Genomic DNA, 21,046 nt, shown 5'->3' with positions numbered 1-21,046 from the left:
ATGGACCACGGGCTCGTCAAACGCCTCCGCCAGGAGGTCGGCGACCGGCTGGCGCAGCAGCGCCGGCTGGACGCGGCGAGCGGGCTGCCGCCGATGTCCGGGGAGGACGAGCGGCAGTTCGCCCGCGCGATCATCGGCCAGGTGCTGGAGGAGTTCGCCCGCGGCGAGATCACCTCCGGGCGCCGCCCGCCGAACGCCGAAGAGGAGGAGGCGCTCGCCGCCGGGGTGCACGCGGCGCTGTTCGGCGTCGGCCGGCTCCAGCCGCTGCTCGAAGACCCCGAGATCGAGAACATCGACATCAACGGCTGCGACCGCGTGTTCATCGGGTACGCCGACGGACGCGAGGAGATGGGCGAGCCGGTCGCCGAGAGCGACGAGGAGCTGGTCGAGCTGATCCAGATCCTCGCCGCCTACAGCGGGCTGTCGTCGCGTCCGTTCGACACCGCGAACCCGCAGCTCGACCTGCGCCTGCCGGACGGGTCGCGGCTGTCGGCCGTGATGGACGTGACGGTCCGCCCCGCGCTGTCGATCCGGCGCGCCCGGCTCGGCAAGGTGTTCCTCGCCGACCTGGTCGGCAACGGGACGTTCAGCCAGGAACTCGCGCAGTTCTTCCGCGCAGCCGTGCGCGCCCGCAAGAACATCATGATCGCGGGCGCGACGAACGCGGGGAAGACGACGCTGCTGCGCGCGGTCGCCAACGAGATCCCGCCGAACGAGCGGCTCATCACCGTCGAACGCGCCCTCGAACTCGGCCTGGACGCGTTCCCCGAGCTGCACCCGAACTGCGTGGCGTTCGAGCAGCGGCTGCCGAACTCCGAGGGGCAGGGCGCGATCTCGATGGCGGAGCTGGTCCGCCGGTCGCTGCGCATGAACCCGTCCCGGGTGATCGTCGGCGAGGTGCTCGGCGACGAGATCGTCACGATGCTGAACGCGATGACGCAGGGCAACGACGGGTCGCTGTCCACGATCCACGCGAACTCGTCGGTGGAGGTCTTCAACCGCGTCGCCACGTACGCGATCCAGTCGCAGGAGCGGCTGCCGGTCGAGGCGACGCACATGCTGATCGCGGGCGCGATCGACTTCGTCGTGTTCATCGAGAAGCGCAACGACTACGCCTCCGGGGGCCGGCTGCGCCGGTTCGTGTCCAGCGTCCGGGAGGTCACGGGCGTGGACGGGCGGGTGCTGTCGTCGGAGGTGTTCGCGCTCGCTCCCGGCGGGGCCGCCGTCCCGGCCGCGCCGATCGCGTGCGCCGCCGAACTGGCCGAGCACGGCTACGACCCGTCCGCCGCAGGTGCCTGGTGAGCGGGGGAGACGGGTGATGTACGCAGCGGACGTCCTGCTCGCCGTCATCGCGGGCGCCGCGGCCGGCGGCGGGCTCGCGCTGCTGGTCGTCGCGCTGCGCGGGCTGCCGGCCCGCGCGCGGCCCGCCCGGGGACGCAGCCGCGAGGACCTCGTGCGCACCCTCACCACCCGCACCGCCGTCGCCGTCATCGTCGGCGTCGCCGTCCTGGTCATGACGCGCTGGCCGATCGCCGCCGCCGGCACCGGCGCGCTCGTCCTCGCCTGGAACGGCCTGGCGGGCGGCGCCGCCGAGGAACGCCGGGGCATGGCGCGGCTGGAGGGCCTCGCCGGCTGGACCGAGTCGCTGCGCGACACGATCGCCGGCGCGGTCGGCCTCGAACAGGCCATCCCCGCCTCGCAGCGCGCCGCCGCGCCCGCGCTGCAGCGGCCGCTGCGCGATCTGGTCGACCGGCTGCACACCCGCGTCCCGATGCCGGAGGCGCTGCGCCGGTTCGCCGACGACCTCGACGACCCGTCCGCCGACCTGGTGGTCGCCGCGCTGATCCTGAACGCCAAGCTGCGCGGGCCCGGCCTGCGCGACATGCTGGGCGCGCTCGCGACCTCCGCCCGCGCCGAACTGGACATGCGGCGCCGCGTCGAGGCCGACCGGCGCGCCACCCGGCGCAGCGTCCGCATCGTCGTCGCCGTCTCCGTCGGGACGGCCCTCGCCCTCGCCGTGTTCAACCACTCCTACGTCGAGCCGTACGACGACTTCCTCGGGCAGCTCGTCCTTTGCGTCGTCGTCGCCCTGTACGGGGCGGCGTTCCTGTGGCTGCGGCGGCTGGCGCGGTACGAGCTGCCGGGCCGGTTCCTCAGCGAGCCCCGCAAGTCCGCCGAGCCGGGCGTCCCCGGCGAGGTGCCGAGCACGGTCGCGGGCTGGCAGGACCCCGCGGCCCGCAAGCAGGGCCCGCAGGAGCTTCCGCTGCGCGGCCGCCACACCATGGACGCCGGAGGGGGTGGCGCGTCGTGAACGCCGCGATGCTCGCCGGTGCCGCCGTCGGCCTCGGCCTGTACGTGCTGGTCCGGGCGCTGTTCCCGGCCCGTCCCGGCCTCGCCGCCCGGATGTCCGCGCTCGACGCGGCCCGCCGCCGGGACCTGGAGGAGCAGCGGCTCGGCCGGCCGTCGCCCACCCTGGAGCGGGCCGGCGGGATGCGCGCCCGCCTCGGCCGCGAGCTGGCGGGGTTCTGCGAGGCGCGCGGCTGGCGGCTGCGGTCGGTCCGGGCCGACCTCGCGATCACCGAGCGGTCGCTGGAGGCGTTCCTCGCGACGAAGTTCCTGCTGCCCGCCGGCGCGCTGCTGTTCATCCCGCTGATCGTCGCCTACTTCACGCTGCTCGGGCTCGGCTCGTCCGTCGCCGTCCCCGCGTGGATCTGCGTGCTGTTCGCCGCGCTGTTCTTCTTCTTTCCCGACATGCAGCTCCGGCAGGAGGCGCAGGCCCGCCGGCAGGACTTCCGGCACGTCGTCGGCGCGTTCCTCGACCTCGTATCGATGAACCTCGCGGGCGGGCGCGGCGTCCCCGAGGCGCTGAAGACCGCGGCGGAGGTCGGCGAGGGCTGGGCCATGCACCGCATCCGGGACGCCCTGTCCAACGCCCGCATCACCGGGCAGACGCCCTGGCAGTCGCTCGGCCGGCTCGGCGAGGAACTCGACATCGCCGAGCTGCGCGACCTCGCCGGGGCGCTCGCGCTCGTCTCCGACGACGGCGCGCAGATCCGCAAGTCGCTCGCCGCCCGCGCCGCGTCCATGCGCAGCCGGGAGCTGTCGGAGCTGGAGGGCAAGGCGGGCGAGCGCTCCCAGTCGATGCTCGTCGCGCAGCTGTTCCTGTGCGCCGGATTCCTGATCTTCCTCGCCTATCCGGCCCTGATGCGGGTGCTCGCGTCATGACTCCCGCATCCAGGGCCCGCCCCCGAACCCCGTGGAGGTTTCGATGAATCCGCTCAACCCGCTGAACGACCCGGCGATCACCTACCTGCGCGCCGTGCTCGGCGCCCGGCTGGCACGGCTCCGGTCGGAGGAGGAACGCAGCCGCGGCGCGTCCGCGATCGAGTGGGCGATCATCACCGCGATCCTCGCGCTGATCGCGATCACGATCGGCGCGGTGATCCAGAAAAAGATCCAGGACAAGGCCAACAGCATCAACACGGGCTGACCGCGATGGCGCCCCGGGAACGAGCGGCGTCCCTCCTGCGGTCCGATGCCGGCGCGTCGTCGATGGAGTGGGCGCTGCTCACGCCGATCCTCATCCTGGTGATGCTCGTCGTCGTGCAGTTCGCCATGGTGTTCCACGCCCGGCATGTCGCGCTCGCGGCGGCGCAGGCGGGCGCCCGCGTCGCGCGGACGTCGCCGGTCGGCGGCGGCTGGCAGGACGCGGCGACCGCGAAGGCCGCCGGGTCCGTCCGCGAGATCGGCCCGGACCTGCTGGGCGGCCTCCAGGTCCGGGCGGGCGAGCAGAACGACGAACGGTGGGTGGAGGTCAGCGGCGAGGCGGTCCAGGTCGTCCCGTTCCTGACGTTCCACGTGTCGCAGCGGTCACAGGGGCCGATCGAGTGCTTCCGTCCCGACGTCGGCGCGGGCACCGCCTGCCAGCGGGGAGCCGCCCCGTGAGAGAGCGCGGTGCCCCGCGCATGCGCGAGCGGGGCTCGATGTCGCTGGAGATGGTGCTGGTCACGCCCATCTTCATCGCGTTCCTGCTGTTCCTCGCGGGCGCGGGCCGGATGGTGGACGCCAAAAGCCAGGTGGACGGGGCCGCCCGCGACGCCGCCCGCGCCGCGTCGATCGCGCGGAGCGCCGCGTCCGCGCAGAGCCTCGCCGCCGACACCGCCGCCGCGGGGATGCGCGGCACCGTGTGGTGCTCGGGCGGTCCCAGCGTCCAGACGGACGTGTCCGGCTGGGCCCCGGGAGGGCGCGTCGGCGTGACGGTCACCTGCGACGTCGACCTCGGCGACCTCGCGTTCATCGGCCTGCCCGGCAGCAAACGCCTGCGCGGCCACGCGATCGCGCCCATCGACACCTTCACCGACCGCGGGACGGACACCCCGGGAGAAGCGCCATGACCGCCGGACGCGGAGACCGCGGCACGATCGCGATGTACACGGTGCTGTTCACGCCGGTCGTGTTCCTGCTGGCCGGGCTCCTGGTGGACGGCGGCCTCGCCATCCACGCCCGGCAGCGCGCCGCGGACATGGCCGAGCAGGCGGCGCGGGCGGGCGCGAACCAGATCGACACCGACGCCCTCCGCGAGACCGGCAAGCCCGTCCTCGATCCCGGCCGGGCCCGCGCGGCGGCGTGCGACCTGCTGGCCGCCTACCGCGACCAGGTCACCGCGTCCCGGTGCGACGCCAACGAGCAGGAGGTCGCGGTCTCGGTGCGGATCGGCGTGCGGCCGCAGTTCCTCGGGATCATCCCCGGGTTCGGCGAGTTCCAGCTGACCTCCTCCGCGACCGCCCGTCCCGTCACGGGAGGTGACGGTCCGTGAGCGAACGCGAGAACAGAGTGACGATGTGGGCGACGTCCGGGGAAACGGCAGGGGCACGATGGTGACGCGGCAGGGGCAGAGGAAGCCCGTCCGGGTGAACGGGCGCCGCAGTGCGGGCGATGTCGTGGCGGGGATCGGCGCGGTCGTCGCGCTGGCCGCGCTGATGGCCGGTGTCCCGTTCGCGCTGCTGACGGTGTTCGGGTCGCCGCTGCCCGGCCATGTGCCGTCCATGTCCGACCTCACGCACAAGGTGGGGCCGGGCTCGCTGATGGCGATCCTGGTGGCGCTGGTGTGGCTCGCCTGGCTGCAGCTCGCCGCGTGCGTGGTCGTCGAGGTGTACGCGGGGATCCGCGGTGTCGGCGTGCCCGCGCGGGTACCGCTCGCGGGCGGGACGCAGTCGCTCGTCCACCGGCTCGTCGTGGCCGCGCTGCTGCTGTTCACCGCCACGACCGCGATCATGCCCGCGTTCTCGGGCGGCGGGCTGGCGCAGCGTCCGCCGGTGCGGATGGAGCCGCAGTCGCAGGAGTTCCACCGCGTCCCGGCCGCGCCGGAGCAGCCGGCGGCCGCCGACCGGGCCGCCGCGCAGACGGCCGAGGCCCCGGTGGAGAAGACCGCCACCACGAAGATCTACCGGGTGCAGCCGCCGGAGGGGCGCCACCACGAGAGCCTCTGGGAGATCGCCGAGAAGTGTCTCGGCGAGGGCCGCCGCTACAAGGAGATCTACGCGCTCAACAAGAACCACGTCCAGCCGGACGGGACGCGTCTGACGATCGCGAGCCTGATCCGTCCGGGCTGGATCCTGGAGATGCCGGCGGACGCGAAGGGCGCGAAGGTCATCCCCGCCAAGGACCTGCCCGACTACTTCCGGTACGGGCACGCCGTCCCGGACGAGCCGCAGCGGCCCGCGCCGCAACCCGACCCTGACCCGAAGCCGCAGGAGCCGACGCAACCACCGGCATCACAACCCCCGGCATCGCAGGCGCCGCCGGCCTCACCGGAGCCGTCCGTATCGCAGAGCCCGGCACCCGAGCACAGCCCGGCGCCCGAGCACAGCCCGGCGCCTGAACAGAGCTCCGCACCCGAGCAGAGCCCGGCACCTGAGCAGAGCTCGGCGCCCGAGCAGAGTGCGCCGCCGCAGGAGTCCGAGCCCGCGCATCCGCCCGCGCACGACGGCGCGGAGGTCCCCGGCGAGGACGCGCCGCGGTACCAGGAGACCGGCGCGAAGTTCGACCTCGGCTGGCCGCAGGGCCTCGCCGCCGCGTCGCTGCTCACCGCCGGGCTGCTCGGCGCGCTCGGCCGGCGCCGGCGCACCCAGCTGTGGAATCGCGCGTTCGGGCACATGGTCGTCCGGCCGGAGGGGGAGGCGGCCGAGACGGAGCGGGCGCTGCGCATCGGCGCCGACGACGACGCGGTGAAGCTGCTCGACCTCGGCCTGCGGCACATGTCGAAGTCGATGGCGGCGGGCGGCCGGGCGCTGCCGACCGTCTACGGGGTGCATCTCGGGCGCGGCAGCCTCGACCTGTGGATCGCGCCCGCCGACCGCAACCCGCCCGCGCCCTGGCAGGCGTTCGACGACGGTCAGGTGTGGCGGCTGCGCGCCGACGCGCTGCCCATGCTGGAGGCGTCCGGCCTCGACGACGTCCTCGCCCCCTACCCGGGCCTGGTGTCCATCGGGACGAACGACCACGGCCGTATCCTCGTCGATCTGGAGGCCGCGCACGGGCTGATCGCGCTGCGCGGCCCCGCGGACGTCCGCCGGGCGGCGCTGTCGGCGATCGCGCTGGAGCTGGCGACCAACCGCTGGTCCGACCACATGCGGATCACGCTCGTCGGGTTCGACGCGGAGCTGGGCGAGGGGCTCAGGGAGATCGCGCCCGACCGGGTCCGGTGCGTCCCGACACTGCGGGACGCGCTGCCCGAGCTGGAGGGACGCAGCGAGGAGGTGCGGCAGGCGCTCGCCGCGTCCGGTGTCGACTCCGTCCTCACCGGACGCTGCCGCGGCGTGTTCGGCGAGGCGTGGATGCCGCATTACCTGATCATGGCGGACCAGCCGCAGGACGACGAGGCCGACCGGCTCGTCGCGCTCGCCCGCACCGGAACCCGGATGGCCGCCGGCTATATCGTCCCCGGCGAAGTCCAAGGGGCCACCTGGACGTGGGACGTCGACGCCGGCGGCCGCCTCCGGGCCGGCGTGCTCGGTTTCGACGTCGCGGCGCAGCTCGTCGCGGACGACGACTACCGCGGCGTGTTCGAACTGTTCCGGGGGGCCGGGCGGCTCGACTCCGTGCCGCTGCCCGACCTGGCGGGCGGCGCGGAGCCGCCGACCGCGCAGCAGTCGTCGGTGGAGGTCCGGCTGCTCGGCCCGATCGAGGTCGAGGCGCCCGGCCCGATGGACGAGAGCCGCCGCGAACTCTGCACCGAGCTGCTGGTGTTCCTCGCCGTGCACCCGGAGGGCGTCCACCCGACGGTGCTGTCCGGTGCGGTCTGGCCGCGCGGCGTCAGCGCCGGGGTCCGGGACGCGTGCGTGGCTCGCGTGTCGGACTGGCTCGGCCGGGACGGGCGGGGCCGCCCCAACCTGTACTACGACGAACGCGGCCGGATCAGGCTCGGCTCGCAGGTGCGGGTCGACATCGCCGTGTTCCGCTGGCTGGTGTGGCGGTCGGCGGCCGAGCCCGCGTCCGAGACCGCCTACATGGCGTACGCGCTGGACCTGGTGCGCGGCCCGCTGCTCGCCGGCCGGCCGCGCGGCCGGTACGCGTGGCTCGCCGACCACGAGCTGGAGTACGAGGCGACCGCGCGGGTCATCGACGTCGCGCACCGGCTCGTCGTGCTGCGGCTGGACGAGGGCGACGCGCACGGCGCGGTCGGCGCGGCGCGGGCCGGGCTGCGGCTCGCGCCCGAGGACGAGGGCCTGTGGCGCGACCTGCTCCGCGCGACCCACGCGACGGGCGACGTCGCCCAGGTGCGCGTGGTCGTGGACGAACTCCGCTCCCGCGCCGCCCGCGACCGGTTCCTGGACCAGCTACAGCCCGAGACGGAGGCACTGGTGGAGGAGCTTCTCCCCGACTGGCACCGGGTCGGGTCGCGCTAGCGGTGCCGGCCGGTGCCGCCGTGGCCGGCGCGGATCAGTCGCCGGCGCGGATCAGTCGGACGTGCCGATGCCGATGCCGAACTCGCGGTAGACGCGTTCCCAGAAGCCGTCCCGCAGCCAGGTGCGGGCCTCCTGGTAGGGGCGCAGGGAGCCGCCGAGCTCCTTCTCCGCCTCGATCAGCAGCTCCTTGTCGATGACGGGCGGCAGGATCGGGCCGGGCAGCAGGTCGCGGATGTTGTCCCGGCCCCGCTCGAAGATCCACTTCTGTGCGACGTGCTCGCCGATCTCCAGCATGTGGTCGCGGTCGGGGCCGAGCTTTCCGTCGGCCGGGGACGCGGTGGCGGAGTTCATCGACGCGGCCACCGTGGCGGGCGTCGCCCCGCCCGGCACCGGGACGGTCGCGCGGACGGCGGCGGGCACCGGCTTGACCGACGGCGCTTTGCCCGCGAACACCTGGGACGGCGACGGGACGGGGTTCGCGCGCTGCGCGGCGGCCGCGGCGTCCCGGACGGCGGCGGCGCTGCCCGGTGCGGGCACCGGCAGCGCCTTGGCCTTGGTGAAGTACGGGCGCAGGAACTCGGCGGGCAGCACCTCGACCGTGTCGGACTCCCACACCAGCCATTCGGCCTGGTTGGAGCCGTGCGTGGGCTCGACCCCCCACAGGTGCACGCGGACGCCGTAGCGCTGCGCGGCCTCCACGGCGGGCAGCATGTCCTCGTCGCCGGCCAGCAGCACCGCGTCGGTGATCGCGCGGTGCCGGGCGAGGGCCTCCAGGTCGGCGCGCAGCTGCGCGTCCACGCCCTTCTGCTGGCCCTGCGCGTTCAGGTTGCCGAGGCGCAGCTTCACCAGCGGCAGGTTCGCGATGACGCGCTGGTCGACCGTCGGCTGCCGCTTCGGCGCGGCGTCGAACCAGTACACCCGCAGCAGTTCACCGCGCCGCTGCTCGTCGGCGTGATCGGTCAGCGCCTTGATCAGCTTCTCCGCGGCGACCCGGTACTCGCGCCGGGAACCGCAGCCGAGAAGCAGGGCCCCGGAGGCCGCGTAGAGGTACCCCGCGTCGACGAAGATCGCGTATCGCGCGGGCTGGGGAACGTACTCCGAGGTGGCCATGGCCTTCCACCTTATTCGTGCGGAGCCCCCCACTGGGAGCGAACGACCGTTACATGTCGCTTCTGGCGGCCCGGCGGGGGGCTCGCACGCAGGTCAGCGGGGCAGGGCGCTGGCCCGCCAGGCGCCCGGCCCGCGCGGCCCGAGGTCGCCCGCGAACGCGGTGCGCACGAGCCTGGACCGGTCCGCCCAGCGGGACGGACGAGCCTGGTCAGCGCCGTCCCGGGCCGCGGTCGCGGCCCGGGCGCGGGCGGTCAGCACGGCGACCAGCGCCGCGATCTCCTCCGGCCCCGGGTCGCCCCGGACGATCTGCAGGAAGGGCTTCTGCTCAGCGCTCACGAACCTGACCTCCTGGGAGTGTCGGGGCCAGAGTCCCTTCGAGGGGCGGAAACCCCTGGACTCCCGGGACTCACCCGAAAGGCGGTCACAGTGGGATGTTCCCATGCTTCTTGGGCGGCAGCGTCTTGCGCTTCTCACGCAGTGCCCGCAGCGCCCGCACCACCTGGCCGCGCGTCTCGGACGGCTTGATCACGTTGTCGACGTAGCCGCGCTCCGCCGCAATGTAGGGGTTGGCGAGCGTGTCCTCGTACTCGGTGATCAGCTCGGCGCGGCGGGCGTCCGGGTCGTCCGCCGTGGCCAGCTCGCGCCGGTGCAGGATGTTGACGGCGCCCTGCGCGCCCATCACCGCGATCTGCGCGGTCGGCCACGCCAGGTTGATGTCGGCGCCGAGGTGCTTGGACCCCATGACGTCGTAGGCGCCGCCGTACGCCTTCCGGGTGATGACCGTGACGAGCGGGACGGTCGCCTCGGCGTAGGCGAACAGCAGCTTCGCGCCGCGCCGGATGATGCCGTTCCACTCCTGGTCGGTGCCGGGCAGGAAGCCGGGGACGTCCACGAACGTCAGCACCGGGATGTTGAAGGCGTCGCAGGTCCGGACGAACCGGGCGGCCTTCTCGGACGCGTCGATGTCGAGCGTCCCGGCGAACTGCATCGGCTGGTTCGCGACGACGCCCACCGAATGGCCCTCGACCCGCCCGAACCCGATGATGATGTTGGGCGCGAACTGCTCCTGGACCTCCAGGAACTCGCCGTCGTCCAGTACGCGCTCGATCGCGACGTGCATGTCGTACGGCTGGTTCGGCGAGTCGGGGATGAGGGTGTCGAGTTCCGCGTCCAGCTCCGTCACGTCCACGGGGACGTCGAACGCGGGCGCGTCGGACAGGTTGTTGGACGGAAGGTAGGACAGCAGCGCCTTGACGTACTCGATCGCGTCGTCCTCGTCCGACCCCTGGTAGTGGGCGACGCCGGACCTGGAGTTGTGCGAGTGCGCCCCGCCCAGCTCCTCCATCGTGACCTCTTCACCGGTCACCGTCTTGATCACGTCCGGCCCGGTGATGAACATGTGGGAGCTCTGGTCGACCATGACGATGAAGTCGGTGATCGCCGGCGAGTACACGGCGCCGCCCGCGCACGGCCCCATGACCAGCGAGATCTGCGGGATCACCCCGGAGGCGTGCACGTTCCGCTTGAAGATCTCCGCGTACAGACCGAGCGCGACCACGCCCTCCTGGATCCGCGCGCCGCCGGAGTCGTTGATGCCGATCACCGGGCAGCCCGTCTTGACCGCGTGGTCCATCACCTTGCAGATCTTCTCGCCGAAGACCTCGCCGAGGGAGCCGCCGGAGACCGTGAAGTCCTGGCTGAACACCGCGACCGGGCGTCCGTCCACCGTCCCGTACCCGGTGACGACCCCGTCGCCGTACGGGCGGTTCCTCTCCATCCCGAAGTTGGTGGAGCGGTGCCGCGCCAGCTCGTCGAACTCGACGAACGAGCCGGGGTCGAGCAGCGCGTCGATCCGCTCCCGGGCCGTCATCTTGCCCTTGGCGTGCTGCTTTTCCACCGCGCGTGCCGAGCCGGCGTGCACCGCCTCGTGCCGGCGCCGCTCCAGGTCCGCGATCTTTCCCGCCGTGGTGTGGACGTCGTACTCCACCGGGGGTTCAGGGGCTTCCGTCGCCATGCCGGTCAGGGTAACCGGACGCTGACCCGAGGGGTGCGGCCGGGTACCGGTGACCGGGCGTAGAGGGTGCAGGCCCGGGTCCTTCAGGGCGGGGTGAGCCCGGGTTCGGCCGCAGCCTGCTTTTCCTGCCACCACTTGTAGGGGACGAGCACCGCGCGAGGTTCGCCGTTCTTCTCGACGATCAGATGATCGCCGCGGAAGTGGGCTTCGTCGATACGGCGGCCGAGATGGGCGCGCAAGTCGTTGGTGGCGATGCGTTCGGTACTCACGAGGCCGATCGTACCTATGAGTACCTTGAGTACCAGAGGTACTATGAGTACTGTGCAGCTCAGATACAACTTCCGTCTCGACCCGACGCCGGGTCAGCGCATGGCGCTGGCCCGCGCGTTCGGGTGCGCCCGGACGGTGTTCAACGATGGGTTGCGCATCCGGCGGGAGGCCCACGCGGCCGGGCTGCCGCACATCAGGGACACCGACCTTCAAAAACAGGTCATCACCACTGCGAAGCGGACACCGGAGCGGGCATGGCTCGCCGAGGTCTCCTCGGTCGTCCTGGTGCAGGCGCTCGCCGATCTGCACACCGCCTACCGCAACTTCTTCGCCTCGCTGTCGGGTGAGCGCAAAGGCCGCAACGTCGCCCCGCCTCGGTTCCGGTCCCGCAAGGACAACCGGCAGACGATCCGCCTCACCCGTAACGGGTTCCGGCTGCGACCGGACGGCAGGTTGAACATCGCCAGGATCGGCGATGTCCGGGTGCGCTGGTCCCGGGGACTGCCGTCCGATCCGTCATCGGTAACGATCGTCAAGGACGCGGCGGGCCGGTACTTCGCCTCGTTCGTCGTCCAGACGTCCGACGAGCCGCTGCCGGACACGACGGGCGAGGTCGGCATCGATCTGGGGTTGACGCATTTCGCGGTCTTGTCGGATGGCCGCAAGGTCACCGCGCCGAAGTTCCTGCGCCGCGCCGAGCGGAAACTTCGCAGGGCACAGCAGAACCTGAGCCGAAAGGCCAGGGGTTCGGGCAACCGCGAGAAGGCCGTCGTGAAGGTGGCCCGTGCGCACGCTCGGGTCGCCGATGCGCGGCGGGACCATCACCACAAGCTGTCCACGGCCCTGATCCGCGAGAACCAAGCGGTGTACGTCGAGGACCTGTGCGTGAACGGCCTGGCCCGTACCCGGCTGGCGAAGTCGGTGCACGATGCGGGCTGGTCGGCGTTCGTGAACATGCTGGAGTACAAGGCCGCCCGGTACGGGCGCGTCTTCCAGCGGATCGATCGCATGTTCCCGTCCTCGCAGTTGTGCTCGGCCTGCGGGTCGCGGGACGGGCCCAAGCCACTGGCGGTCCGCACGTGGACCTGCCGGGATTGCGGCACCGTCCACGACCGGGACATCAACGCGGCCCGCAACATCCGAGCCGAAGCACAACACATGGTCGCCGCCGGGCGGGCGGAGACCCCAAACGCCTGCGGAGGGCCGGTAAGACCCTCCGCCTAGCGGAAGGCACGGCCCGGTGAACCAGGAACCCGACTCAAGGCGAGCCGCCTCAGCGGACGCCAGGGAGGGAATCTCCCGCCTTCAGGCGGGAGAGGACGCCAACGGGATGGACTCCGCCTTGTCACGGCTCGTTACGCTTGGACAGGTGGCTACGAAGACGCGTGACACCTTTCGTCAGGACATGCCCGAACCCCTGCGCCGCGACGTGCGGCTGCTGGGCGCCATGCTCGGCGACTCCCTTGTGGAGTACGGCGGGAAGGGGCTGCTGGACGATGTCGAGCGGCTCCGCCACGCGGTGATCGCGGCCCGCCGCGGCGAGGCGGGCATCGAGGAGGTCGCCGCCCTCGTCGACGGCTGGACGCTGGAACGTGCCGGGCAGGTCGCCCGCGCCTTCACCGTCTACTTCCACCTGACGAACCTGGCGGAGGAGCACCACCGCATCCGGACGCTGCGGGAACGTGACACCGGCGGCACCGTCCCCGGCACCGTCGCCGCCGCGATCGAGGAGATCCGCGCGTCCGGCGACGGGCGGCTCGACGGGATCATCGAGGGCCTGGAGTTCCGCCCCGTCTTCACCGCGCACCCGACCGAGGCGCGCCGCCGCGCCGTCGTCACCGCCATCCAGCGGATCAGCGACCTGCTGGCGCACCTGAACGAGAGTCCCGGCGCGTCCGAGCGGGAGGAGACCGAGCGCACCCTCCGCGAGGAGATCGACCTCCTCTGGCGGACGGCGCTGCGCCGCCACGCCCAGATGGACCCGCTGGACGAGGTCCGCACCGCGATGGCCGCGTTCGACGAGACGATCTTCCGGGTCGTTCCGCGGATCTACCGGTCCCTCGACCGCGCGCTGGACGGCGACGGCACCCGTCCGCCCAAGGCCCGCCCCTACCTGCGCTTCGGCAGCTGGATCGGCGGCGACCGCGACGGCAACCCCTACGTCACCGCGCAGGTCACCCGCGACACCGTCGTGATCCAGGCGGACCATGTGCTGCGCGCCCTGGAGAACGCCTGCGGCCGCATCGGCCGGGAGCTGACCGTGCACGAGGCGACCACCCCCGCGTCGGAGGAGCTGCTGGGCGCCCTCGCCGCCGCCCGCACCGCCCACCCGTCGCTGGTCCGGGAGATCGCCAAGCGGTCGCCCGGCGAGCAGCACCGCCAGTTCCTGCTGCACGCCGCCGCCCGCATCGCCGCGACCCGCGAACGCGACGCCGACCTCGCCTACGCCTCCCCGGACGAGCTGCTCGCCGACCTGCGCACCGTCCAGGACTCCCTCGCCGCCGCGGGCGCCGTCCGGCAGGCCTACGGGCGCGTCCAGCAGCTCGTCTGGCAGGTCGAGACGTTCGGCTTCCACCTCGCCGAGCTGGAGATCCGCCAGCACTCCGAGCTGCACGAGAAGGCACTGGAGGAGGTGCGCTCGGGCGGCGCGCTCTCGGAGATGACCGAGGAGATCCTGGAAACCCTCCGCGTGGTGGCCTGGATCCAGCGGCGCTTCGGCGTCCGCGCCTGCCACCGCTACATCGTCTCCTTCACCCGCTCCGCCGGCGACATCGCGAACGTGCACGCCCTGGCCGAGTCCCTCGGCGAGGGCGCCCCCGTCCTGGACGTGATCCCCCTCTTCGAGACCGGCGAGGACCTGGAACGCGCCCCGGCCGTCCTGGACGGGATGCTGCGGATCCCCGCCGTCCGCCGCCGCCTGGACGACACCGGGCGCCGCCTGGAGGTCATGCTCGGCTACTCCGACTCCGCCAAGCAGCTCGGCCCGACCAGCGCGACCCTCCGCCTCTACGACACCCAGGAGGCCCTCGCCGCGTGGGCGGCCCGGCACGAGATCAGGCTGACGCTGTTCCACGGCCGCGGCGGCTCCCTCGGCCGCGGCGGCGGCCCGGCCAACCGCGCCATCCTCGCCCAGGCGCCCGGTTCGGTCGCGGGCCGCTTCAAGGTCACCGAGCAGGGCGAGGTCATCTTCGCCCGCTACGGCCGGCGCGAGATCGCGCGCCGCCATGTCGAGCAGGTCACCAGCGCCGTCCTGCTGGCCTCGACCGACCCCGTCCAGGACCGCGCCCGCGCGGCCGCCACCCGGTTCCGCCCGCTCGCCGACAAGATCAGCGAAGCGGCCAAGGCCGCCTTCCGCGGCCTGATCGAGACCGAGGACTTCGCCGCCTGGTTCGCCCGGGTCAGCCCGCTGGAGGAGATCTCCGAACTGCGCATCGGCTCCCGCCCGGCCCGCCGCAGGGCCGCCCGCGGCCTGGCGGACCTGCGCGCCATCCCCTGGGTGTTCGCCTGGACGCAGACCCGCGTCAACCTCCCCGGCTGGTACGGCCTGGGCAGCGGCCTCGCCGCCGTCTGCGACGACGGCCGCGACCTCGCCGAACTCCGCGAGGCCTACGAGGCCTGGCCGCTGTTCAACACCCTGCTCGACAACGCCGAGATGAGCCTCGCCAAGTCCGACCGGGCGATCGCCGAGCGCTATCTGGCGCTGGGCGAGCGTCCCGACCTCTCCGAGGCGGTCCTGTCCGAGTACGACCGCACCCGCCGCCTCGTCCTCGCGGTGACCGGCCACGAACGCCTCCTGGAGAACCGCAGGGTCCTGTCCCGCGCGGTCGAACTACGCAACCCCTACGTGGACGCCCTCTCCCACCTGCAACTACGAGCCCTGAAAGCGCTGCGGGCAGGTGTGGAGAACGACGACGAACGAGCCCACCTGGAAGACTTGCTCCTGCTCTCCGTCAACGGCGTCGCCGCCGGCCTCCAGAACACGGGATGAGGAAATTGACCAGACTCGCCGCGGAAGCCGACCGGCCGCGCATAGAAGAGATCGTCGAAGCGGCCTACACGCCCTGGGCCCGGATCATCGGCACCCGCCCGATCCCGATGGACGCCGACTACGCCACCCTGATCCGTGCCGGCCAGGTGTTCGTGACCGGCGGCGGCCCGGACGGGCTGATCGTCCTCATCCCCGAGGACGGCGTCCTGCTCGTGGAGAACGTCGCGGTCGCCCCGGACCTCCACGGCCGGGGCATCGGCCGCGCCCTGCTGTCCTTCGCCGAGGAGCACGCCCGCTCGCTCGCCCTCCCGCGCCTGCGCCTCTACACGAACGAGCTGATGACCAGCAACATCGCCCTCTACGAGTCCCTCGGCTACCACGAAACCGGCCGCGAGGACATCGACGGCCGCCACGCCGTCCACATGGCGAAGCCCCTCCCGTAGACGAGACCGCCCCCGAAGCACCGACACACCCGGCCAAGACCCTGAAGCGCCCGCAGCGGGGAGACGGGTCAGGAGGGCCAGTTGGGTTTGCGCTTTTCGTTGAAGGCGGCGATGCCCTCGCGGCGGTCGGCGGAGGGGGCCGCAGTGCGCCAGGCGTTCTCCTCCAGGTCCAGGCCGGCCTCCAGGCTATGTCATGTGGCCTCTGAACTGTGCTTACGTCCTGCGTGAGTCGCGGTGAGTCAGGTGCGGCCTGGCCAGAACTGGGGGGTGGCTCCCCGGCTCCCTGTGGCTGTGTGGGGCGGGACGTGGACCGACGCCCTTCCCGATGGTGCTATCAGTGGGGAGGTAATAGAGCGCCCCGAAGATATCGCGGCATTACGCAGGATGTTTGAACTATTCAGAGCAGACGCTCTTAGGCAGAACGAGACCGTAGAGCTTATTCGGAGGGTCGCAGGGCAATGGATGAAATGAAGTGGCGCAAGGCGTCACGCACTACCGCGAATGGAGAAAACTGCGTAGAGGTTGCACGCATTCCAGATGAGATAGCCATGCGTGACAGCAAAAATCCCGATGGACCTCAACAGCGTTTCAGTATCTTGGAAGTAGCTGCATTCTTCACGGAGATTAAGTGTGGCAAGTATGATCTGAGTTAACCGCCAAAATAAGCCAAAGGGTCGTGCGGCCGGTATAATTCCCCGGGCGGCCGTACGACCCTTCTTGGTCACATAAATAGGTGATGACGTCAATTCGGACTGGCGCCTCTGGATATGGCCGGCTGCGAACTGGCAGCAATCATGCAGCAATCAAAATCCGTGCGCGGACAATTATGAGTTGCCCTCATGCCAGCCGGCGACTTCACCCGAGATCCGCTTCTGTGTACGTTCGGCGCGCTGTTGCGCTCCTATCGTGAAGCTGCTGGTCTCATGTGCGAAAGCGGAGCTCCGGGATCTTGTTCAGGTCGTGTCCGTGGCGGCGGTAAATCTTGATCGTGTTCTCGCCGGTCAGGTCATTCTCGCGGAAGCCGAGTAGGCCGGCGATACGGTGGACTTCGTCGGCCGTGTCGGCTTCGATCTCCAGGTACGGCGGGATGAGCGGCCAATGGTCTATTTCCAGACGCGCCCCATCGAGAGAGAAAGACTCCCGCCGATTCTCCTGGTAGCTCTTGGGCCGATATCCCAGCAGGCCGAGGAGCGTGTTGGTCGTCTCAAAGTCCGACACTGTCACTTCGGTCTCACGGGTGCCGGAGATGCCGTCATCGGTGATCTCCTTGACGGTCAGCGTGACCTCGCTGCCGGTGTCCCGCAACCGAATCCACCGGGTGCGATCCCCGGGCGTGATGTCGTAGACGTAACGACGCATCAGCCTATCCGGTACGGTCCGCTCACCCCCCTTCGTAAGGATCAGGTCGGCCACCCGCGCTGGATCGATCGCCAGGACACGCGCCTCGTGTTCGATGTCGCTCATCGCTCTCCTCTGTCAGGCGGACGGTAGTCGAGATTCTCCCTCAAGGCCGCGTACTCGGTCTCCCGAAAGCGCAGGACTTCCCCCGCTATCTCACTAGTGACGAACTGCTCGACCGGCTGGCACAGGTCCATGCGCTGGATACATACGCCGACCTGGTAACGGCCTTCGCGATCCCGGTAGAGGCGCAGCCCATAGTAGCCCTCCTGGCATTCACGATCGTTGCTGAAGCGGCAGGAGGAACAGGTGCGTGGTAGGGGCACCGGCCGGATCTGCTTGAAGTGGACGAGCCGCCCGGAAGGCAGGCGGTAGACGGTTCGAGCGCTGGACGTCCCCGCGATCAGCAGCCGCTCCACTGGCACGGCTCCGAGATCTCGGAGGATGCCGTGGATACCCTTGATCGATGCCACGCCCTCATCGAGGGAATTGAGGAGCCGGATCGACAGCCGCATGGAGTAATGTTCGAGCAGGTTGATCACTCGTGGTTTGTGAGAGTAGCCGGGGACGACGAGATTTGCGCTCGCGGGGACACCGGCCTTGATCGCGGCGTCAATGGAATCGGCCAGATCGTCCAATTTGCGCTGCGCGCTCCGGATGGAGGCGTAGCGGGCACCTTGAACACTCGCCGGCTCGGCCGCTGTCGTGCCGAAGATGGAGAAGTTGACGCGCGACAGCCCAGCGTCGGCACAGTGCGGGATCAGCCGCGCGCCATTCTGCCCATTGGACGTCATCGCCACCGTCAGCCCGAGCGTACGGGCGATCGTGATCAACTCCGGCAACCGTGGGTGCAGGGTCGGCTCTCCGCCGGTCAGGTGGACCTCGCCGATGTCGAGCCGGTCCCGCATCGACACCAATGCCGAAGTGAATGCCTCGTCGGGCAGCATCATGGCCGGGATGAACTTCGCACCGTTGGTCGCAGCGTAGATCGACACTCTCCCAGAGCGACCGCCCTCTGCGATCGGCAAGGGGATGCGCCGCTGTTTCGGCTGATCCACTGCCACCGGGGTGCCCTCGTTATGACAGAAGTCGCATGTGAGTCCGCAGGCGTCGGTTACCTTCACACGTAGTGTCCGATCGCGGCGTACGTGGATGGCCATGGGCATCGGGAGCCTCCTTGCTTGGGCACCCTGCCATTGACCGCCATCCACCTGACTACGGTCCAGAAATTTGACAGACTTTGACATCGTGACCTCGGGCCAACGCTGTCGGACCTCGTCAACCGCGGCCCGCCGCGATCAATGCGGCGGCCACGAGTACGCCTGATGCCACCTACCGTCTCGTCATCGTCGGTGCAGGCCGCACGTGAGCGTCTTGGCGGCCAACTCCGTGAGATGCGCGCCGACGCCGGCCTGTCGGGAGTGGAGTTCGCGCGGCGGGCCGGGTGGGCGGACTCGTCGCTGGTCAGCATGATCGAAAAAGGCCGCCGGACGATCACCGTCGATCACGTGCGGATATGGTGCCGGATCTCCGGTGCAAACGAGCAGCGGTTGGCTGAGTTGCTGGCCGAGCAGCGAGCTGCTGCGAACATGTGGGAGACGCATAAAGAAGCGACCCGTGCGGGCCTGAAACGTGTGCAGGAGTCGGTCCGCGAGAAGTACGAGCGGGTTCGGGTGCACCGCGTCTACCAGACGAAGGTGATCCCCGGCCTCCTTCAAACGGAGGCGCTTACCACTGCCTACCTCACACAGGCCCGGATGGAACAGCACGTCGCGGTGGACGACGTGGCCGAGGCAGTTGCGGAACGGATGGCGCGGCAGCACGTGCTTCGGCGACCCGGCAAGAGATTTCTGTTCGTGGTGGAGGAGGACGTGCTGTGGTACCGCCCGTTCACTCCTGGGACTCATGCCGAGCAGCTCCGGCACCTGCTGGAGGTGATCCGCCTGCCCACTGTCAGTTTTGGGGTGATTCCCCGCAACACCGACCGGCGCGGGGTGTCGCCGGATGAATCTTTCACCATGAGCGACACCGACGCCGTCTCTGTGGAGCTCGTATCGGGATATCTTACGATCACGCAGCCGTACGAGGTCGGCATGTATGTGGAGGCATGGGAGCGACTGTCGGGGCTCTCGGTCTACGGGCGGCCGGTCCGCGAGCTGATCGCGGTAGTGCTCGCCGACCTTGAAAGCCGACCTTGACGCGCCCCCGCACATAGGGTGAAAGTCAATATGGACGGTCTCTCGATCGAACAAATATGTGGAGGTTTCTCCCCATGACGGATCTGGACTTCGTCGGCAAAGATCCTGAATCGAAGGACGAGGAGTGTCCTGCCACGTTCCGGGACCGCAACAGCGGTGACTTCTACCATCAAGGCCGCATCGTCACCGATCCTGAGATCATCAAGGAAGTGACCGGACACGGCGTACTCGGCGCCGACGAAGCCGTGATCTGGCAGCCCGCCCGAATGGCGGACATCCTGCAGGAAGCGGCAACCGCGTCCTACGAACAAGCACGTCAAGGGACCGGAACGCCGAGCTTCGCTGACTTGCTCGCAGGTACTACACGGTCGGCGGTGCACCTGGAGATGCGCGATACCTATCAGCCGACCGACGAGGAATTCCTCCGCTGGAAGGCCGGGGAGTCAGTCGGAAAGGAGGAGGACTGGCGGCGGTGGCTGGACCTGATCGGCTCGGCGGTCACGCGTGGGGTGAAGGTGCGGCGGGCGCGCATCGTGTCGGAGCCGGTGACGGACTACATTGCGTTCGAGCACGAGGTCACCCGCATGAACATCAAGGCCGGCGAGGAGGTACGGTGGCTGCCGCGGCGGCAGGCATATGACCTGATGCTTCCCGGCGCCGACTTCTGGATGTTCGACCAGCGACTGGTGCGCTTCAACTTCAGTGCGGGCGACGGATCCAGTCTGAAGCAGTACGAGTTCGTCTCCGATCCACGTGCCGTCGTCCAGTGCGTGGCCGCGTTCGAAATGGTGTGGGAGCGGGCGATCCCACACGAGGAATACAAGCTCGCGCGCTAGCTCACCCTGCATCACCTGCGGAATGCTGCGCCGTCGTCCGGTAGGGCGGAGGGGGCGGGTCAGGACGGCCAGTTGGGGGTGCGCTTTTCGGTGAAGGCGGCGATGCCTTCGCGGCGGTCGGCGGAGAAGGCCGCGGTGCGCCAGGCGTTCTCTTCGAGGTCGAGGCCGGCGTCGAGGCCGACGCCGCCGCCGAGGCGGAGGGCGCGTTTGGCGGCGCGGACGGCGACCGGGGAGTTCTGCGCGATCACGGCGGCCAGGGCCAGGGCCTCCTCGCGGGCCGTGCCCGCCGGGACCTTGCGGTCGGCGAGGCCGTAGTCGAGGGCCTCCTCGACGCCGAGGCGGCGGCCGGTGAAGACGAGGTCGGCGGCCCTGCCGGGGCCGAGGCGGCGCAGTGCGAGCTGGGTTCCGCCGCCGCCGGGGACGAGGCCGACCCTCACCTCCGGCAGCCCGAACACGGCCGTCTCGTCCGCGACGATCAGGTCGGCGGACAGCGCGAACTCGCAGCCGCCGCCGAGCGCGAAGCCGTGCACGGCCGCGATGACGGGCTGCGGCAGGTTCAGCACGCCGCCGAACGCGGCCCGGAAGACCGGCCGCTGCGCGAAGATCTCCTCGTCGGTCATCGCGTTGCGTTCCTTGAGGTCCGCGCCGACGCAGAACGCCTTCGCACCGGCCGCGCTCAGCACCACCGCGCGGACGCCCGCGTCCGCCGCCACCTCGCCGCACACGTCCGCGAGGCGCCGCGCCATCGCCGTCGACAGGGCGTTCAGCGCCTCGGGCCGGTCCAGCACGATCTCCGCGACGTGCCCGTCGCGCCGCAGCGTCACACCATTCATGGCCAGCACCCTAACGAGCGTCCGGTGTGTTCCCGCACGGCGCCCGGCA

Annotated in this window: 21 protein-coding genes; 14 read left to right on the top strand and 7 right to left on the bottom strand. The window is 70.8% G+C overall.

Annotated features, from left to right (window positions below; all coding sequences use genetic code 11):
* From ACQP1N_RS29335 to ACQP1N_RS29300, 8 genes are read left to right on the top strand one after another with little or no spacing between them, the layout of a single operon-like run.
* Positions 1-1,302, top strand: coding sequence for a CpaF family protein (locus ACQP1N_RS29335; protein ID WP_433227693.1), 1,302 nt, complete (start codon positions 1-3; stop codon positions 1,300-1,302).
* A gap of 16 nt (positions 1,303-1,318) precedes the next feature.
* Positions 1,319-2,311 carry a type II secretion system F family protein gene (locus ACQP1N_RS29330; protein WP_433227692.1) on the top strand — a complete coding sequence of 331 codons (993 nt, stop codon included), beginning with the start codon at positions 1,319-1,321 and terminating at the stop codon, positions 2,309-2,311.
* The gene (locus tag ACQP1N_RS29325; RefSeq protein WP_433227691.1) at positions 2,308-3,225 is read left to right on the top strand and encodes a type II secretion system F family protein; all 918 of its coding nucleotides are present in this window, start codon (positions 2,308-2,310) and stop codon (positions 3,223-3,225) included. Before ACQP1N_RS29330 ends, ACQP1N_RS29325 begins: the two co-directional genes overlap by 4 nt.
* Before the next feature lie 43 nt (positions 3,226-3,268).
* On the top strand, positions 3,269-3,490 hold the full coding sequence (locus ACQP1N_RS29320; protein WP_067808214.1) for a Flp family type IVb pilin: 222 nt from the start codon (positions 3,269-3,271) through the stop codon (positions 3,488-3,490).
* 5 nt (positions 3,491-3,495) lie between these two features.
* Entirely contained in the window at positions 3,496-3,945 is a 450-nt protein-coding gene (locus ACQP1N_RS29315; RefSeq protein WP_131732644.1) for a TadE family protein, read from the top strand.
* A complete protein-coding gene (locus ACQP1N_RS29310; RefSeq protein ID WP_242608824.1) occupies positions 3,942-4,394 on the top strand; it encodes a TadE family protein in 453 nt (150 codons plus the stop codon). The genes ACQP1N_RS29315 and ACQP1N_RS29310 overlap by 4 nt, the downstream gene beginning before the upstream one ends.
* Positions 4,391-4,816: a TadE/TadG family type IV pilus assembly protein gene (locus ACQP1N_RS29305; RefSeq protein ID WP_242608823.1), complete on the top strand. Its 426-nt coding sequence runs from the start codon at positions 4,391-4,393 to the stop codon at positions 4,814-4,816. The genes ACQP1N_RS29310 and ACQP1N_RS29305 overlap by 4 nt, the downstream gene beginning before the upstream one ends.
* 25 nt (positions 4,817-4,841) lie before the next feature.
* On the top strand, positions 4,842-7,907 hold the full coding sequence (locus tag ACQP1N_RS29300) for a bacterial transcriptional activator domain-containing protein (protein ID WP_242608822.1): 3,066 nt from the start codon (positions 4,842-4,844) through the stop codon (positions 7,905-7,907).
* A gap of 51 nt (positions 7,908-7,958) precedes the next feature.
* Here ACQP1N_RS29300 and ACQP1N_RS29295 read toward each other — a convergent pair whose 3' ends face one another.
* From ACQP1N_RS29295 to ACQP1N_RS29280, 4 genes are all read right to left on the bottom strand, one after another.
* Entirely contained in the window at positions 7,959-9,017 is a 1,059-nt protein-coding gene (locus tag ACQP1N_RS29295; protein ID WP_067806551.1) for an NYN domain-containing protein, read from the bottom strand.
* A gap of 93 nt (positions 9,018-9,110) precedes the next feature.
* Positions 9,111-9,353: an acyl-CoA carboxylase subunit epsilon gene (locus tag ACQP1N_RS29290; RefSeq protein WP_067806553.1), complete on the bottom strand. Its 243-nt coding sequence runs from the start codon at positions 9,351-9,353 to the stop codon at positions 9,111-9,113.
* A gap of 85 nt (positions 9,354-9,438) precedes the next feature.
* Positions 9,439-11,031: an acyl-CoA carboxylase subunit beta gene (locus tag ACQP1N_RS29285; protein ID WP_433227690.1), complete on the bottom strand. Its 1,593-nt coding sequence runs from the start codon at positions 11,029-11,031 to the stop codon at positions 9,439-9,441.
* An 83-nt stretch (positions 11,032-11,114) separates the two neighbouring features.
* Positions 11,115-11,300, bottom strand: a complete 186-nt coding sequence (locus ACQP1N_RS29280) for a type II toxin-antitoxin system Phd/YefM family antitoxin (protein WP_067806556.1) — start codon at positions 11,298-11,300, stop codon at positions 11,115-11,117.
* Between the two features lie 52 nt (positions 11,301-11,352).
* Here ACQP1N_RS29280 and ACQP1N_RS29275 point away from each other — a divergent pair, with 52 nt between their 5' ends.
* From ACQP1N_RS29275 to ACQP1N_RS29260, 4 genes are all read left to right on the top strand, one after another.
* On the top strand, positions 11,353-12,525 hold the full coding sequence (locus ACQP1N_RS29275; RefSeq protein WP_131732643.1) for an RNA-guided endonuclease InsQ/TnpB family protein: 1,173 nt from the start codon (positions 11,353-11,355) through the stop codon (positions 12,523-12,525).
* Positions 12,526-12,706: 181 nt separating this feature from the next.
* A complete protein-coding gene (locus ACQP1N_RS29270; protein ID WP_433232846.1) occupies positions 12,707-15,289 on the top strand; it encodes a phosphoenolpyruvate carboxylase in 2,583 nt (860 codons plus the stop codon).
* Between the two features lie 5 nt (positions 15,290-15,294).
* A complete protein-coding gene (locus tag ACQP1N_RS29265; RefSeq protein ID WP_207394051.1) occupies positions 15,295-15,732 on the top strand; it encodes a GNAT family N-acetyltransferase in 438 nt (145 codons plus the stop codon).
* Positions 15,733-16,190: 458 nt separating this feature from the next.
* Positions 16,191-16,385: a DUF397 domain-containing protein gene (locus ACQP1N_RS29260; protein WP_433227689.1), complete on the top strand. Its 195-nt coding sequence runs from the start codon at positions 16,191-16,193 to the stop codon at positions 16,383-16,385.
* Positions 16,386-16,653: 268 nt separating this feature from the next.
* Here ACQP1N_RS29260 and ACQP1N_RS29255 read toward each other — a convergent pair whose 3' ends face one another.
* On the bottom strand, positions 16,654-17,196 hold the full coding sequence (locus ACQP1N_RS29255) for a class IV adenylate cyclase (protein WP_067804757.1): 543 nt from the start codon (positions 17,194-17,196) through the stop codon (positions 16,654-16,656).
* Positions 17,193-18,296: a radical SAM protein gene (locus ACQP1N_RS29250; protein WP_433227688.1), complete on the bottom strand. Its 1,104-nt coding sequence runs from the start codon at positions 18,294-18,296 to the stop codon at positions 17,193-17,195. Before ACQP1N_RS29250 ends, ACQP1N_RS29255 begins: the two co-directional genes overlap by 4 nt.
* A gap of 228 nt (positions 18,297-18,524) precedes the next feature.
* Here ACQP1N_RS29250 and ACQP1N_RS29245 point away from each other — a divergent pair, with 228 nt between their 5' ends.
* Together ACQP1N_RS29245 and ACQP1N_RS29240 are read left to right on the top strand one after the other, a co-directional pair.
* Positions 18,525-19,328 carry a helix-turn-helix domain-containing protein gene (locus tag ACQP1N_RS29245; RefSeq protein WP_433227687.1) on the top strand — a complete coding sequence of 268 codons (804 nt, stop codon included), beginning with the start codon at positions 18,525-18,527 and terminating at the stop codon, positions 19,326-19,328.
* A gap of 74 nt (positions 19,329-19,402) precedes the next feature.
* On the top strand, positions 19,403-20,164 hold the full coding sequence (locus ACQP1N_RS29240; RefSeq protein ID WP_306303191.1) for a DUF6879 family protein: 762 nt from the start codon (positions 19,403-19,405) through the stop codon (positions 20,162-20,164).
* Positions 20,165-20,223: 59 nt separating this feature from the next.
* On the opposite strand, the gene ACQP1N_RS29235 is transcribed toward ACQP1N_RS29240, so the two are convergent.
* The gene (locus ACQP1N_RS29235; protein WP_433227686.1) at positions 20,224-20,997 is read right to left on the bottom strand and encodes an enoyl-CoA hydratase/isomerase family protein; all 774 of its coding nucleotides are present in this window, start codon (positions 20,995-20,997) and stop codon (positions 20,224-20,226) included.
* Positions 20,998-21,046 lie beyond the last annotated feature (49 nt).

It is taken from the genome of Actinomadura formosensis (genome assembly GCF_050948385.1).
In the GTDB taxonomy this organism is placed as follows: Bacteria; Actinomycetota; Actinomycetes; order Streptosporangiales; family Streptosporangiaceae; genus Spirillospora; species Spirillospora formosensis.
This window is presented reverse-complemented; position numbering and strand designations above follow the sequence as displayed.

Bases quoted from the DNA above. Each gene is read 5' to 3' on its own strand.
- ACQP1N_RS29270 (WP_433232846.1), top strand. From the start codon at position 12,707: ATGCCCGAACCCCTGCGCCGCGACGTGCGGCTGCTGGGCGCCATGCTC.
- ACQP1N_RS29240 (WP_306303191.1), top strand. From the start codon at position 19,403: ATGACGGATCTGGACTTCGTCGGCAAAGATCCTGAATCGAAGGACGAG.
- ACQP1N_RS29250 (WP_433227688.1), bottom strand. From the start codon at position 18,296: ATGCCCATGGCCATCCACGTACGCCGCGATCGGACACTACGTGTGAAG.
- ACQP1N_RS29335 (WP_433227693.1), top strand. From the start codon at position 1: ATGGACCACGGGCTCGTCAAACGCCTCCGCCAGGAGGTCGGCGACCGG.
- ACQP1N_RS29330 (WP_433227692.1), top strand. From the start codon at position 1,319: ATGTACGCAGCGGACGTCCTGCTCGCCGTCATCGCGGGCGCCGCGGCC.
- ACQP1N_RS29255 (WP_067804757.1), bottom strand. From the start codon at position 17,196: ATGAGCGACATCGAACACGAGGCGCGTGTCCTGGCGATCGATCCAGCG.
- ACQP1N_RS29260 (WP_433227689.1), top strand. From the start codon at position 16,191: ATGGATGAAATGAAGTGGCGCAAGGCGTCACGCACTACCGCGAATGGA.
- ACQP1N_RS29245 (WP_433227687.1), top strand. From the start codon at position 18,525: ATGCGCGCCGACGCCGGCCTGTCGGGAGTGGAGTTCGCGCGGCGGGCC.
- ACQP1N_RS29295 (WP_067806551.1), bottom strand. From the start codon at position 9,017: ATGGCCACCTCGGAGTACGTTCCCCAGCCCGCGCGATACGCGATCTTC.
- ACQP1N_RS29315 (WP_131732644.1), top strand. From the start codon at position 3,496: ATGGCGCCCCGGGAACGAGCGGCGTCCCTCCTGCGGTCCGATGCCGGC.
- ACQP1N_RS29285 (WP_433227690.1), bottom strand. From the start codon at position 11,031: ATGGCGACGGAAGCCCCTGAACCCCCGGTGGAGTACGACGTCCACACC.
- ACQP1N_RS29305 (WP_242608823.1), top strand. From the start codon at position 4,391: ATGACCGCCGGACGCGGAGACCGCGGCACGATCGCGATGTACACGGTG.
- ACQP1N_RS29235 (WP_433227686.1), bottom strand. From the start codon at position 20,997: ATGAATGGTGTGACGCTGCGGCGCGACGGGCACGTCGCGGAGATCGTG.
- ACQP1N_RS29320 (WP_067808214.1), top strand. From the start codon at position 3,269: ATGAATCCGCTCAACCCGCTGAACGACCCGGCGATCACCTACCTGCGC.